Here is a 13,016-nt window from a genome sequence, read left to right as displayed (position 1 = left end):
GCTCCTACAGGGGGAATGCGCAAATCCGGATGGCGAATGTCGCTGCCAGCGCTAGGCGCATTCCCCCCCGGGGTCTACAATCGCCCACCTCGCTTGTTCATCGCCGTCCATCCTGATGCCGACCTGTACGCTCCACCCCCTGTCCTACCAGCCCGACCCCGCCTTCTACTTCGAACGCCTGCGCCGCGCGCCCGGTGCGATCCTGCTCGACAGCGCCCGCCCGGGTGCCGAACGCGGCCGCTACGACCTGCTCAGCGCCTGGCCGCTGCAGCAGTTGCAGGCACACCCCGAGGAAGACGGTCGCGACTACCTGCAGCGTCTGCGCCAGGCCCTGGCCGACCTGGGCACGGCACAACTGCCCGAGGGCATCGAGCTACCGTTCGCCGGCGGCCTGATCGGCTACCTGAGCTACGACTTCGGCCGGCGCCTGGAGCAGTTGCCGACGCACGCGGTCGACGACCTCGGCCTGCCCGACGCCCGGTTGGGGCTGTATGCCTGGGCACTGGTGTCCGACCATCGGCTGTGCAACAGCCAGCTGGTGTTCCACCCGAGCCTGCCCGAGGCCGAGCGGCAACGGCTCATCGCGCTGTTCGAGGCCAGCCCCCCGGGCGATAGCGGTGACTTCCACCTGCTCGCGCCCATGACCGGCGATCTTCGCCCCGAGCAGTACCGGTCGGCGTTCGACCAGGTGCAGCGCTATATCCAGGCCGGCGACTGCTACCAGATCAACCTCACCCAGCGCTTTCGCGCCCCCTGCCAGGGCGACCCGTGGCGCGCCTACCAGGCCCTGCGCGCCGCCTGCCCGACGCCGTTCTCCGGCTACCAGCAGCTGGATGAAGGCACGGCGCTGCTGAGTTTCTCCCCCGAGCGCTTCATCCGTGTCAGCCAGGGTGCGGTCGAGACCCGCCCGATCAAGGGCACCCGCCCGCGCGCCGCCGACCCGGCCGAGGACGCGCGCAACGCCGCCGAGCTGCTGGCCAGCCCCAAGGACCGCTCGGAAAACCTGATGATCGTCGACCTGCTGCGCAACGACATCGGCCGCACCTGCCAGACCGGCTCGGTGAAGGTGCCGGAGCTGTTCAGCCTGGAGAGCTACCCCAACGTTCATCACCTGGTCAGCAGCGTGGTCGGCCGCCTGGCCACCGACAAGGACGCCCTGGACCTGATCGCCGGCAGCTTCCCCGGCGGCTCGATCACCGGCGCCCCGAAGATCCGCGCCATGCAGATCATCGACGAGCTGGAGCCGGCGCGCCGGGCGCTGTACTGCGGCTCACTGCTGTATGTCGATGTGCGCGGCGAGATGGACAGCTCCATCGCCATCCGCAGCCTGCTGGTCAAGGATGGCCAGGTCAGTTGCTGGGGCGGCGGCGCGGTGGTGGCCGACTCGGACTGGCAGGCCGAGTACGAGGAGTCGATCGCCAAGGTGCGGGTGCTGATGGAAACACTGCAGGCGCTGTAAGACTCCGTGGGAGCGGGCTTGCCCCGCGATCGCCAGGCGTCTGCCCCGCCATTTTTTGTTACCATCTGACCACTACGAGCGCACAGCGCCACTCACCCGATGGAAACCGCCTGATGAGCCAACCCTTCGACGTCGCCGCCCTGGCCGCGACCTACGCCAGCAAGTCCCCGCAGGAGATCCTCAAGCTCGCCTTCGAGCATTTTGGCGATGACCTGTGGATCTCCTTCAGCGGCGCCGAGGATGTGGTGCTGGTGGACATGGCCTGGAAGCTGAACAAGCAGGTCAAGGTGTTCAGCCTCGACACCGGCCGCCTGCACCCGGAGACCTACCGGTTCATCGACCAGGTGCGCGAGCAGTACAACCTGCCCATCGAGATCCTCAGCCCGGACCGCGACAAGCTCGACCCGTTGGTCAAGGAAAAAGGCCTGTTCAGCTTCTACAAGGACGGTCATGGCGAGTGCTGCGGCATCCGCAAGATCGAGCCGCTGCGCCGCAAGCTGGCCACCGTCAGCGCCTGGGCCACCGGCCAGCGCCGCGACCAGAGCCCCGGCACCCGCAGCCAGGTGGCGGCGCTGGAGATCGACAGCGCCTTCTCCACCCCGGAGCGCACCCTGTACAAGTTCAACCCGCTGGCGCAGATGACCAGCGAGGAAGTCTGGGGCTATATCCGCATGCTCGAGCTGCCCTACAACAGCCTGCACGAGCGCGGCTTCATCAGCATCGGCTGCGAGCCGTGCACCCGCCCGGTGCTGCCGAACCAGCACGAGCGTGAAGGGCGTTGGTGGTGGGAAGAGTCGACGCAGAAGGAATGCGGGTTGCACGCTGGCAACCTGATCAGCAAGGCTTGAAATAGCTGGGGCCGCAAAGCGGCCCCAGCTATTTCAGATCAGTGCACCGGCAGCTCAACGCCCTCGAACAGCTCTTCGAGCTCCTGCTTGTTATGGCACTGAATCGCCTTGGCCATCACCTCACGGGTCAGGTGCGGCGCGAACTTCTCGATGAAGTCGCACATGAAGCCACGCAGGAAGGTGCCACGACGGAAGCCGATCTTGGTGATGCTGGCCTCGAACAGCTCGCTGGCATCCAGGCACACCAGGTCACTGTCGAGCTTCGGATCGACCGCCATCTTGGCCACGATGCCCACGCCCAGGCCCAGGCGCACATAGGTCTTGATCACGTCGGCGTCGGCGGCGGTGAACACCACCTTCGGCGTCAGGCCACGGTGGTTGAACGCCTCGTCGAGCTTGGAACGACCGGTGAAGCCGAACACGTAGGTGACGATCGGATACTCGGCCACCGCTTCCAGGGTCAGCTTCGGCAGCTTGGTCAGCGGGTGCCCCTGAGGCACCACCACGCAGCGGTTCCACTTGTAGCACGGCATCATGATCAGGTCGCCGAACAGCTCCAGCGCCTCGGTGGCGATGGCGAAGTCGACGGTGCCGTCGGCCGCCATCTCGGCGATCTGCATCGGCGAGCCCTGGTGCATGTGCAAGGCGACTTCCGGGTACTGCTTGATAAAGTTGCTGATCACCGGCGGCAGCGCGTAGCGCGCCTGGGTGTGGGTGGTGGCGATCGACAGGGTGCCCTTTTTCTCGTTGGAGAATTCCTGGGCGATCTGCTTGATGCTCTCGACCTTGCGCAGGATCTCGCCGGCGGTATTGATGATGCGCTCGCCCGCCGGGGTGACGCGGGTCAGGTGCTTGCCGCTGCGGGCGAAGACCTCGACGCCCAGCTCGTCCTCGAGCAGGCGGATCTGCTTGCTGATGCCCGGTTGGGAGGTATACAGGCTCTGCGCCGTCGCGGAAACGTTGAGGTCATGGTGCGCCACTTCCCAGATGTAGCGCAGTTGCTGAAGCTTCATAGATATCCCTCAAAGGCGGTAGGTCACCGGCGCGCCGGCAGCGACGAGTTATAACTATATTAGTGGCTTGAGAAATAAATCTAGAACTATTTTGTTACGTTCGCTGGAAAAAGTCCTACCGCTAGGTTCACGATTTCCTACGTCCAAGATGGTGAGCCAACGGCACCATGTACACCGGCACCGGTGACAGTTGCAGCAGCCGCACCGCCGTGCGACCGATCGGCACATCCACTCCCGCGCCGGCGCTGTGGCTGCCGAAGATCAGCAGGTCGACCGACAACCGCTGGGCCTGCTCGAGAATCACCTGGGCCGGGTCGCCCTGGCGTACCCGCACCGCGCGGATCAATGCCAGGTCGGCCGGCTCGGTCATCTCGTCGCGAAAGTTCTCCAGCACCCGCTGCTCGATATTGGCCATGACCGTGTTGACGCCCTCGCTGTGCAGCGCATCGAGGGTCTGTTCATCGAGGTAGCTCTGCAGCAACGATTCGGCGAACTGGCCCATGGGTTCCACGGCATGGATCACATACAGCTCTGCGTTGAAGGTCCGCGCCAGGGCCAGGGCGTGCTGCATGACAAAGGGCGCATAGACACCGAGGTCAGTGGCAAACAGCATGGAACGGATCATTCGACCTCCTCGACTGCCGCGACGGCAGAGCAAGCTTGAGCTTAGCAGCGCCATCGGCGGTCGCCTGGCCGTCCGGCGCACAGCCGCCGCGGGCTTCAGGCCTGCCGACTGCGCCGGTCGATGAACGCCAGGGCCTGGTACAACGCCTCCATGCGCGGCAACGCGCAACCGGCCGCGCGGGCCCGGGCCAGGGGCTCGGCATAGATCGCCTGCAGCTCCAGCGGCCGCTGCTGGAGATGGTCGTGGTACATGCTCGGCCAGTAGTCGGGCATCTTCTCGGTGATGCGGAACAGGTGCTCGGCGTAGCCCGCCGGCAGCTCGCGGCCACAGGCCTTGGCGCCCGCCACCACTTCGGCCATCAGCGCCTGGATCAGCGCGCGGCTGTCGGCATCACCCATCAAGGGCGTGGTGCTGGCTTGCAGCAACACCGAAAGGCCGTTGTAGGGCACGTTCCACACCAGCTTCTGCCAGCGCGCCTGGTCGAGGTCGGCCATGGCCTGGGAGTCAATGCCCGCAGCCCGGAACAGCCCGACGCCCTCCTCCACCACGGCGGCCCCACCGTCCTGCGCCGGGCCACTGTGATAGCCCAGGTTTACCGCGCCCAGCGACTGGTGGCGGATCTCGCCGGGGCCCTCGCGATTGACGCAGATGAAGCACAGGCCGCCGAGCAAGTGCAGGTCCGGGCGCAAGGCCGGGCGCAACTGTTCCTCGACGCCAAGGCCGTTCTGCAGCAACACCACCCGGGCATCGGGCGCCGCGGCCTGCACGATCAAGGGCGCCAGCTCCGCGTTGCTGGTGGCCTTGGCGCCTACCAGCAGCCAGTCGCAGGGCGGCATGTCGGCGGCACGGGCGTACGCCTGCACCGGCATGTGCACCTGGCCATGCACCGCGCTGTCCAGGCGCAGCCCCTGCTCGCGCACGGCCTGGTATTCGCTGCGCAGCAGAAAGTGCACATCGAAGCCGGCGCGGGCCAGCATCAGGCCATAGAAGCCACCGATTGCGCCGCTGCCGATGATGCCGATGCGGGGATTGCCAATGCGAGGGTCGAGGGACGCCATGCCGTGCTCCTGGTCGAGAGTCATTGTTGTGGGTCAGCCACTATACCCGCGCGCCGGCCATCGCGGCCAAATCCTCCCCGCAGGCGCAGTGCTTGCCCGCAATTGCCGCCTGACGGGCAAAAACCCCGTATCGACGGGCCCCAGCCCATTGTCGCGCCCCCGCTAACGCGCTAAGGTTCGGCCTCCCCGCTGCGAATAATCTGCTGCTGGGCCGCACGGGGAACGCTGGCGGCCGGCACCCGTGACCTGACGAGTAACACGATGGCTGATTTACCGATCGATGACCTTAACGTTGCCTCCAACGAGACCTTGATCACCCCCGATCAGCTCAAGAAGGAAATCCCCCTCAGCGCCAAGGCCCTGCAGACCGTGACTGCCGGCCGTGAAGTGGTGCGCAACATCCTCGACGGCAAGGACCATCGCCTGTTCGTGGTGGTCGGCCCCTGCTCGATCCACGACATCAAGGCCGCCCACGAGTATGCCGAGCGCCTGAAGGTGCTGGCCGAGGAAGTCTCCGACACCCTGTACCTGGTCATGCGCGTGTACTTCGAGAAGCCGCGGACCACCGTCGGCTGGAAAGGCCTGATCAACGACCCGTACCTGGACGACTCGTTCAAGATCCAGGACGGCCTGCACATCGGTCGCCAACTGCTGCTGGACCTGGCCGAGAAGGGCCTGCCCACCGCCACCGAAGCGCTCGACCCGATCTCCCCGCAGTACCTGCAAGACCTGATCAGCTGGTCGGCCATCGGCGCCCGCACCACCGAATCCCAGACCCACCGCGAGATGGCCTCGGGCCTGTCCTCGGCGGTCGGTTTCAAGAACGGCACCGATGGCGGCCTGACCGTGGCCATCAACGCCCTGCAGTCGGTATCCAAGCCGCACCGCTTCCTGGGCATCAACCAGGAAGGCGGCGTGTCCATCGTCACCACCAAGGGCAACGCCTATGGCCACGTGGTGCTGCGTGGCGGCAATGGCAAGCCCAACTACGACTCGGTCAGCGTCGCCCTGTGCGAGCAGGACCTGGTCAAGGCCAAGATCAAGCCCAACATCATGGTCGACTGCAGCCACGCCAACTCCAACAAGGACCCGGCCCTGCAGCCGCTGGTCATGGAGAACGTCGCCAACCAGATCCTCGAAGGCAACCAGTCGATCATCGGCCTGATGGTCGAGAGCCACCTGAACTGGGGCTGCCAGGCCATTCCGAAGAACCTCGACGAGCTGCAGTACGGCGTGTCCGTCACCGATGCCTGCATCGACTGGGCAGCCACCGAGAAGACCCTGCGCAGCATGCACGCCAAGCTCAAGGACGTGCTGCCCAAGCGTCAGCGCGGCTGACTTCTTGCGCAAACGAAAACGCCGGGCAATGCCCGGCGTTTTCATGTGTACGGTCGTTCAGACCTTGCTTGAATGGCGCTGCTGGCGCTCCATATAGCGCTCGACGTAGGAGCACGACGGAATCACGGTGTAGCCCATCTGCTCGGCATAGGCCAGGGCCTGCTCGGTGAGCGCCGCGGCGATCCCGCGACCGCGCAGGGCGCTGGGCACGAAGGTGCGATAGATGTCCAGCGTCTGCTTGCCCAGGTCCATGTACGTCAGATAGGCCCGGTGACCGTCCACGGTGGTCTCGAACTGATGACCGGCCTGGTCATGGTGGATGGTCAGCGTTTCGCTCATCACTACTCCTCGCAGGTCTTGTCGGCAGACCCTTACCTTACCGATATGGTTTATCCGGCGGAGGAACCTCCAGGCTTTGCGCGAAAAGTGCCTGCGCGACGATCATGCTGCGTTGAAAACAGGCTCGGAGCTCATTTGCAACCAGCAAACTCCGCTTCCTCGCCTGTTTTCGCCTTGCCTGATCGCCGCTCGGCGACTTTTCGCACAAAGCCTACGCCACCTGTTGCCCCTTGGACAGCAACACGACCTGGATCGTTCTGCGTCGATGGCCCCCTCAAATAGTAGGCGGCACCAGCGAGAATGCTCAAGCCGCGCAGCATGAAAATGCTGACAGCCACCCGCCCGAGGTCCGGCAACAGCAACCGGATGTTCTTGGGCTATGACGCCCGCCGACAGTTAAAGTCACCCTTAGTTCAACAAAAAAGTTCCTGTACTACAATCGCTTGCGAACGCTGGCCAGGATTTTCACACTTTGTTTACAAACCCCGTCGTCGGAGCCCTGCGCAGCATTTTTTTTGCAGTTCTTGCGCTCAGTCAGTTTACTTACTACAAGTAATGGGTACTATGTACGCCGGCCAGTTTCTCTTTTCCGAGAGATGGCTATTTAATAGAAAGTCCTTGAAGGGGAACACGATGAACAACGTTCTGAAATTCTCTGCTCTGGCTCTGGCCGCAGTTCTGGCTACCGGTTGCAGCAGCGTATCCAAAGAAACCGAAGCTCGCCTGACTGCTACCGAAGACGCAGCAGCTCGCGCCCAGGCTCGTGCAGACGAAGCCTACCGCAAAGCTGACGACGCCCTGGCAGCTGCTCAGAAGGCTCAGCAGACCGCTGACGAAGCCAACGAGCGCGCTCTGCGTATGCTGGACAAAGCCAGCCGCAAATAATAATCCTCACGGATTGTTATGGAGCCGACCCACTTGTGGGTCGGCTTTTTTATTGCCTGGACAAAAGCCGGACGATGCCGCCCAAACAACTGGGGCCGCCTGGTGACCCATCGCGGGACAAGCTGCGCCTAAAGCATGGCGTTCACCGTACCTGTAGGAGCGGGCTTGTCCCGCGATGGGCCGCAAGGCGGCCCCAAAGTGCCCCGCTAGTTGCCAGCGGGCAATCGCTTACTGCAGTTCTGGCGGAATGCTCGATACCATCGGCGCGCTTGCGCCATTGGTTGGCACCGCGATCTCGACCGGCATGCCGTCTTCGGCCGCCACCACATCGCGAACCATGTCCCAGTTCATGCGCAAGTTGTTGGCCAGGTCTTCACGCTTGAGCAACGCATTGATGACCGCGGTGTGCTTGTCGACCACCGATGGGTTGCCGTGGTCGTCCAGCGGCGTGTGCGCCTCGAGGTAGACCTTGCCGGCGCTGATGCCGAACTTGTACGGCTCGTTGATGATGCGCACCGGAGTACCCACCGGAACCATCTTCGACAAGGTCAGCACATTGTTGTTGAGCATGCGGAAGCAGCCGTGGCTGGTGCGCATGCCGATACCGAACTTCTTGTTAGAGCCGTGGATCAGGTAACCCGGCACACCCAGGGTGAACTTGAACGGCCCCAGCGGGTTGTCCGGCCCGGCCGGCACCACGGCCGGCAGGATGTCGCCATCGGCGGCATGCTCGGCGCGGATCGAGGCCGGCGGCGTCCAGGTCGGGTTCGGTGTCTTGGCGGTGATCTTGGTGTTGGCGATCGGCGAACCCCAACCCTCGCGACCGATACCCAGCGGGAAGGTGTGCACCACGTTCTGCCCTTTCGGGTAGTAGTACAGGCGGTACTCGGCCAGGTTGATGACGATGCCTTCACGCGGGCCCGGTGGCAGGATGTAGCGGGTCGGCAGGACGATCTCGGTGCCGGCGCCCGGTAGCCAGGGGTCGACGCCCGGGTTGGCGGCGATCATCTCGAGGTAGCCGAGGTCGTTGGCGGTGCCGATGTCGGCGAAGGTGTCTTCGTACTTGGCCTTGATGGTGTGGACCTGGCCGACGACATCTTCACCGGGAGGTGGCAACGGCAGTTCCAGCGCAACAGCGGGGCCTGTCGCCAGCATGGCGGCCAGGGTCAGGCTACGGGTGACGGCGGGAAAGCGCGGCAACATCCGGGAAATCCTTCGAAAGATCAGTCAAGACAACGATTGTACACCCGCGCCGAAACGAGCGGGAGGCGCATGCGTTTCAGATGATGAAAGGCGCTCAGAGTTCCGGCCACACCGGGCGCATGCCGCGCCGCTGGGCATCGAGGATCGCCCGGCACAGCGGGCACAGGCGCTCGTCGCGGTAGATCGCCCGCTCCACCCCCGACCAGCGCGGCTGCGCCGGCAGCAGACCGCCGCACAAGGTACGGTCGACCGGCACGCCCAGCTCGAGCTGGCGGGCGGCCAGGTGGATGCGCACTTCCTGGCAGGCAAACAGGTCGAGCTGCTCATCGGGCTCGATCAGTTGGTAGGCGTACAGGGACCAGGCAGGGCGCGGCATCGGGGGCACTCGAAACGGGGGGCGCAACATTAGCCGAAAGCGGCCCCCGATAAAAGCGTCACAGCAAGGGTTTTATCGTCGGCCAGGCATTTTCCAGCAGGCGCTGCTGGGCAGCCGCCGCCGGGTGGATGCCATCGGCCTGCATCAACTCCGGCACCCCGCCCACGCCTTCGAGGAAGAACGGCACCAGGGGCACCTTTTTATCGGCGGCCAGCTGTTCATAAACCTGGGCGAACGCCGTGGTGTAGCGCACGCCATAGTTCGGCGGCAGGCGCATGCCCAGCAACACCACCTTGGCACCAGCCTGGCGGGACTGATCGATCATCGCGGCAAGATTCTGTTGCAATTGTTGCGGCGGCTGTCCGCGCAGGCCGTCGTTGCCTCCCAGCTCCAGCACCACCAGGTCCGGCTTGTGCGCCGCAAGCAGCGCCGGCAGCCGCGCCTGGCCACCTGCGCTGGTGTCGCCGCTGATCGAGGCATTGACCACCTGATCGTCGAAACCCTCCTTCTTCAACTGCTGTTGCAGCAGGCTGACCCACCCCTGGCGGGTATCCAGGCCAAAACCGGCGCTGATACTATCGCCGACGACCAGCAGCGTTCCCGCCGCCGCGCCCTGGGCCAGGCAACACAGGGCCAGGCCGGCACTCAACCACCACATTCGCATCGGATTCTCCATGGGCCCCAGCATTCTCGTTGCGCAGAACCTTAGCAAAGTGGTCCCGAGCGCGGAAGGCGACCTGACCATCCTCCACGCCCTCTCCCTCGACCTCGCCCAGGGCGACAGCCTGGCCATCGTCGGTGCCTCCGGCTCCGGCAAGTCCACGCTGCTGGGGCTGCTTGCCGGGCTCGACCGACCCAGCGCCGGCAAGGTGATCCTCGCCGGCCACGACCTCGGACCGCTCGACGAGGACCAACGCGCCCGGGTGCGCGCCGAGCACGTGGGCTTCGTGTTCCAGTCGTTCCAGTTGCTCGACAGCCTCAACGCCCTGGAGAACGTCATGCTGCCGCTGGAGCTGGACGGCCGGCGCGATGCCCGCGAACACGCCCGCGACCTGCTCGAACGGGTCGGCCTGGGCAAACGCCTGAGCCACACCCCGCGCCAGCTCTCCGGCGGCGAGCAGCAGCGGGTGGCGATCGCCCGCGCCTTCGCCGCGCAGCCAGCGGTGCTGTTCGCCGACGAGCCCACCGGCAACCTCGACAGCCACACCGGGGAACGCATCAGCGACCTTTTGTTCGAACTGAACCAGGAGCGCGGCACCACCCTGGTGCTGGTGACCCACGACGAGCGCCTGGCCAAGCGCTGTCGCCGCCTGATCCGCCTGGATGCCGGTCGCCTGGTGGCGCCCCTGGAGCCCTGATGACCCGCCTATCGTTTCCGCGACTGTGTGTCCTGGCCCTGCGCCAGTTACTGCGCGATGCTCGCGCCAGCGAAGTGCGCGTGCTGTTCTTCGCGCTGCTGGTGGCGGTGGCGGCCAGTACCGCCATCGGCTACTTCGGCGCCCGTCTCAACGGTGCCATGCAGTTGCGCGCCAGCGAGTTCCTCGGCGCCGACCTGGTCCTGCAGGGCAGCGCCCCGCCCAGCGCGCAGCAGATCGTCGATGGCACGGCGCTGGGCCTGAGCCATGCGCGGGTGGTGGAGTTCACCAGCGTGGTCGGCGGCGACAGCGGCATCCAGCTGTCCAGCATCAAGGCCGCCGACCCCGCCTATCCCCTGCGCGGCCAGCTGCGCAGCGCGGCGGCGCCCTACGCCGAGGAAACGCCCGGCGGCGGCCCCGCGCCGGGCGAGGCCTGGGTCGAGCCGCGCCTGCTCGCGGCGCTGGGCCTGGCCATCGGCGACAGCATCGACGTGGGCATGAAGACGCTGCGCATGAGCCGCGTGCTGACCTACGAGCCCGACCGCGCCAACAATTTCTACAGTTTGACCCCACGGGTGCTGATGAACCTCGCCGACCTCGACGCCACCGGGGTGATCCAGCCCGGCAGCCGGGTCAGCTACCGCGACCTGTGGCGCGGCGATATCGATGCCCTGCAGCAGTACCGGCAGACGGCGGAAAAAAGCCTGGCCGCCAACCAGCGCCTGCTCGACACCCGCGACGGCAACCGGCAGATCGGCGGCGCCCTGGGCAAGGCCGAACGCTACCTGAACATGGCCAGCCTGGTGGCAGTGCTGCTGGCCGGCGTCGCCGTGGCCCTGTCGGCCAGCCGCTATGCCGCGCGGCGCCTGGACGCCAGCGCCCTGTTGCGCTGCCTGGGATTGTCCCGCCACCAGGCCCTCGGCCTCTACAGCCTGCAACTGGCCATGCTCGGCGTCGCCGCCGCGCTGGCCGGCGCCCTGCTCGGCTGGTTGGCGCAGCTGGGGCTGTTCCGCCTGCTCGAAGGCCTGCTGCCCAGCCAGGTACCGCCCGGCGGCCTCACCCCGGCACTGGCCGGCATCGGCACCGGGCTGGTGGCCCTGGCCGGCTTCGCCCTGCCACCGCTGGCGGCCCTGGGTCGCGTGCCGCCGCTGCGCGTGCTGCGCCGCGACCTGCTGCCGCTGCCACCAAGCAGCTGGCTGGTGTACGGCGCCGCCCTGCTTGCCCTGGGTCTGATCATGTGGCGCCTGAGCCTGGACCTGCTGCTGACCTTCGCCCTGCTCGGCGGCGGGCTGATCGCCGCCTTGCTGCTGGGTGGATTGCTGTTGCTCGGCCTGCGCAGCCTGCGCCGGTTGCTGGCCGGCGCGCCGCTGGCCTGGCGCCTGGGCCTCGGGCAATTGCTGCGCCACCCGCTGGCCGCCGCCGGCCAGGCCCTGGCCTTCGGCCTGATCCTGCTGGCGATGGGCCTGGTCGCCCTGCTGCGCGCGGAACTGCTCGACACCTGGCAGGCGCAGTTGCCCAAGGACGCGCCCAACCATTTCGCCTTGAACATCCTGCCCGACGAGCGCCAGCCGTTCGCCGAGCGCCTGGCCCAGATCAACGCCAGCGCCGCGCCGCTGTACCCGGTGATTCCCGGCCGTCTGACCCATATCAATGAGCAGCCGGTACGCCAGCTGGTCAGCAAGGAATCCACCGGCGAGCGCGCCATCCAGCGTGACCTCAGTCTGACCTGGGCCGCCGAGCTGCCCCAGGGCAACGCCCTGAGCGCCGGCCAATGGTGGCAACAGGTACCCGCCAACGATGAAGTCCCCGGAGTGTCCGTGGAAGCGGAGCTGGCGCAGAGCCTGCACCTGCAACTGGGCGACCTGCTGACCTTCGACATCGGCGGCCAGCAGCGCCAGGCGCGGGTCAGCAGCCTGCGTAGCGTGCACTGGGACAGCTTCCAGCCCAACTTCTACATGATCTTCCAGCCGGGCACCCTGCAAGGCCTGCCCACCACCTACCTCACCAGCTTCTACCTGGCGCCGGGCCACGACCAGGAGATCGTCGCGCTGTCCCGGGCCTTCCCGGCGGTGACCGTGCTGCAGGTCGACGCGCTGCTGGCGCAGCTGCGCAGCATCCTCGCCCAGGTCACCCTGGCGGTGGAGTACGTGCTGCTGTTCGTGCTGGCGGCAGGACTGGCGGTGCTGTTTGCCGGTCTGCAGGCGACCCTCGACGAACGCATTCGCCAGGGTGCCCTGCTGCGGGCGCTGGGGGCGGCGCGCCCGTTGCTGGTCAAGGCACGACGCATCGAGTTCGGCCTGCTCGGCGCGGCCAGCGGCGTGCTGGCGGCGCTGGGTTGCGAGCTGATCACCTGGGCGCTGTACCGCTATGCTTTCGACCTGCACTGGGCACCCCATCCGTGGCTGCTGGCGTTGCCGCTGGCCGGGGCGGTGCTGGTAGGCGGAGCCGGGGTGGTCGGCACGCGTCGCGCGCTCAATGCAAGTCCGTTGGCGGTGTTGCGCGAGGGATAATCCGCCA

General features: G+C 66.2%; 13 protein-coding genes. 6 read left to right on the top strand and 7 right to left on the bottom strand.

Annotated features, from left to right (window positions below):
- The first annotated feature begins 115 nt into the window (after nucleotides 1-115).
- Both pabB and HU751_RS03250 read left to right on the top strand, forming a co-directional pair.
- A complete protein-coding gene (pabB, locus tag HU751_RS03255; RefSeq protein ID WP_186734333.1) occupies nucleotides 116-1,459 on the top strand; it encodes an aminodeoxychorismate synthase component I in 1,344 nt (447 codons plus the stop codon).
- A gap of 113 nt (nucleotides 1,460-1,572) precedes the next feature.
- Nucleotides 1,573-2,307 (top strand): phosphoadenylyl-sulfate reductase, encoded by a 735-nt coding sequence (locus HU751_RS03250; protein ID WP_186734334.1) that lies wholly within the window; start codon nucleotides 1,573-1,575, stop codon nucleotides 2,305-2,307.
- A 38-nt stretch (nucleotides 2,308-2,345) separates the two neighbouring features.
- Here the strand turns inward: HU751_RS03250 and cysB are convergent, their stop codons facing one another.
- The 3 genes from cysB to HU751_RS03235 form a co-directional block, all read right to left on the bottom strand.
- A complete protein-coding gene (gene cysB / locus HU751_RS03245; RefSeq protein ID WP_011533140.1) occupies nucleotides 2,346-3,320 on the bottom strand; it encodes an HTH-type transcriptional regulator CysB in 975 nt (324 codons plus the stop codon).
- A gap of 127 nt (nucleotides 3,321-3,447) precedes the next feature.
- Nucleotides 3,448-3,945, bottom strand: a complete 498-nt coding sequence (locus tag HU751_RS03240; protein ID WP_028692613.1) for a universal stress protein — start codon at nucleotides 3,943-3,945, stop codon at nucleotides 3,448-3,450.
- 95 nt (nucleotides 3,946-4,040) lie between these two features.
- Nucleotides 4,041-5,003: a putative 2-dehydropantoate 2-reductase gene (locus tag HU751_RS03235; RefSeq protein ID WP_186734335.1), complete on the bottom strand. Its 963-nt coding sequence runs from the start codon at nucleotides 5,001-5,003 to the stop codon at nucleotides 4,041-4,043.
- 261 nt (nucleotides 5,004-5,264) lie between these two features.
- Here HU751_RS03235 and HU751_RS03230 point away from each other — a divergent pair, with 261 nt between their 5' ends.
- The gene (locus HU751_RS03230) at nucleotides 5,265-6,341 is read left to right on the top strand and encodes a 3-deoxy-7-phosphoheptulonate synthase (protein WP_028692615.1); all 1,077 of its coding nucleotides are present in this window, start codon (nucleotides 5,265-5,267) and stop codon (nucleotides 6,339-6,341) included.
- Nucleotides 6,342-6,398: 57 nt separating this feature from the next.
- Here HU751_RS03230 and HU751_RS03225 read toward each other — a convergent pair whose 3' ends face one another.
- Nucleotides 6,399-6,680 (bottom strand): GNAT family N-acetyltransferase, encoded by a 282-nt coding sequence (locus tag HU751_RS03225; protein ID WP_186734336.1) that lies wholly within the window; start codon nucleotides 6,678-6,680, stop codon nucleotides 6,399-6,401.
- Between the two features lie 633 nt (nucleotides 6,681-7,313).
- Between HU751_RS03225 and oprI the strand changes: the two genes are divergently transcribed.
- Complete coding sequence (gene oprI, locus HU751_RS03220) at nucleotides 7,314-7,565, top strand: outer membrane lipoprotei OprI (protein ID WP_003259780.1); 252 nt, start codon at nucleotides 7,314-7,316, stop codon at nucleotides 7,563-7,565.
- A gap of 228 nt (nucleotides 7,566-7,793) precedes the next feature.
- Here the strand turns inward: oprI and HU751_RS03215 are convergent, their stop codons facing one another.
- The 3 genes from HU751_RS03215 to HU751_RS03205 all read right to left on the bottom strand — a co-directional run bounded on the left by HU751_RS03215 (nucleotide 7,794) and on the right by HU751_RS03205 (nucleotide 9,808).
- Entirely contained in the window at nucleotides 7,794-8,768 is a 975-nt protein-coding gene (locus tag HU751_RS03215) for a L,D-transpeptidase family protein (RefSeq protein ID WP_050705065.1), read from the bottom strand.
- A gap of 94 nt (nucleotides 8,769-8,862) precedes the next feature.
- Nucleotides 8,863-9,144 (bottom strand): hypothetical protein, encoded by a 282-nt coding sequence (locus HU751_RS03210; RefSeq protein WP_028692618.1) that lies wholly within the window; start codon nucleotides 9,142-9,144, stop codon nucleotides 8,863-8,865.
- Nucleotides 9,145-9,202: 58 nt separating this feature from the next.
- A complete protein-coding gene (locus HU751_RS03205; protein ID WP_186734337.1) occupies nucleotides 9,203-9,808 on the bottom strand; it encodes an arylesterase in 606 nt (201 codons plus the stop codon).
- 10 nt (nucleotides 9,809-9,818) lie between these two features.
- Between HU751_RS03205 and HU751_RS03200 the strand changes: the two genes are divergently transcribed.
- Nucleotides 9,819-10,502, top strand: coding sequence for an ABC transporter ATP-binding protein (locus HU751_RS03200; protein WP_050705063.1), 684 nt, complete (start codon nucleotides 9,819-9,821; stop codon nucleotides 10,500-10,502).
- On the top strand, nucleotides 10,502-13,009 hold the full coding sequence (locus tag HU751_RS03195; protein ID WP_186734338.1) for an ABC transporter permease: 2,508 nt from the start codon (nucleotides 10,502-10,504) through the stop codon (nucleotides 13,007-13,009). Before HU751_RS03200 ends, HU751_RS03195 begins: the two co-directional genes overlap by 1 nt.
- The last annotated feature ends 7 nt before the right edge of the window (nucleotides 13,010-13,016 follow it).

This window comes from Pseudomonas peradeniyensis (assembly GCF_014268935.2).
GTDB classification, from domain to species: Bacteria; Pseudomonadota; Gammaproteobacteria; order Pseudomonadales; family Pseudomonadaceae; genus Aquipseudomonas; species Aquipseudomonas peradeniyensis.
This window is presented reverse-complemented; position numbering and strand designations above follow the sequence as displayed.

Coding starts and splice junctions, on each gene's coding strand:
- HU751_RS03215 (WP_050705065.1), bottom strand. CDS start 8,768: ATGTTGCCGCGCTTTCCCGCCGTCACCCGTAGCCTGACCCTGGCCGCC.
- HU751_RS03235 (WP_186734335.1), bottom strand. CDS start 5,003: ATGGCGTCCCTCGACCCTCGCATTGGCAATCCCCGCATCGGCATCATC.
- HU751_RS03195 (WP_186734338.1), top strand. CDS start 10,502: ATGACCCGCCTATCGTTTCCGCGACTGTGTGTCCTGGCCCTGCGCCAG.
- HU751_RS03230 (WP_028692615.1), top strand. CDS start 5,265: ATGGCTGATTTACCGATCGATGACCTTAACGTTGCCTCCAACGAGACC.
- HU751_RS03240 (WP_028692613.1), bottom strand. CDS start 3,945: ATGATCCGTTCCATGCTGTTTGCCACTGACCTCGGTGTCTATGCGCCC.
- HU751_RS03250 (WP_186734334.1), top strand. CDS start 1,573: ATGAGCCAACCCTTCGACGTCGCCGCCCTGGCCGCGACCTACGCCAGC.
- pabB (WP_186734333.1), top strand. CDS start 116: ATGCCGACCTGTACGCTCCACCCCCTGTCCTACCAGCCCGACCCCGCC.
- HU751_RS03200 (WP_050705063.1), top strand. CDS start 9,819: ATGGGCCCCAGCATTCTCGTTGCGCAGAACCTTAGCAAAGTGGTCCCG.
- HU751_RS03225 (WP_186734336.1), bottom strand. CDS start 6,680: ATGAGCGAAACGCTGACCATCCACCATGACCAGGCCGGTCATCAGTTC.
- oprI (WP_003259780.1), top strand. CDS start 7,314: ATGAACAACGTTCTGAAATTCTCTGCTCTGGCTCTGGCCGCAGTTCTG.
- cysB (WP_011533140.1), bottom strand. CDS start 3,320: ATGAAGCTTCAGCAACTGCGCTACATCTGGGAAGTGGCGCACCATGAC.
- HU751_RS03205 (WP_186734337.1), bottom strand. CDS start 9,808: ATGCGAATGTGGTGGTTGAGTGCCGGCCTGGCCCTGTGTTGCCTGGCC.
- HU751_RS03210 (WP_028692618.1), bottom strand. CDS start 9,144: ATGCCGCGCCCTGCCTGGTCCCTGTACGCCTACCAACTGATCGAGCCC.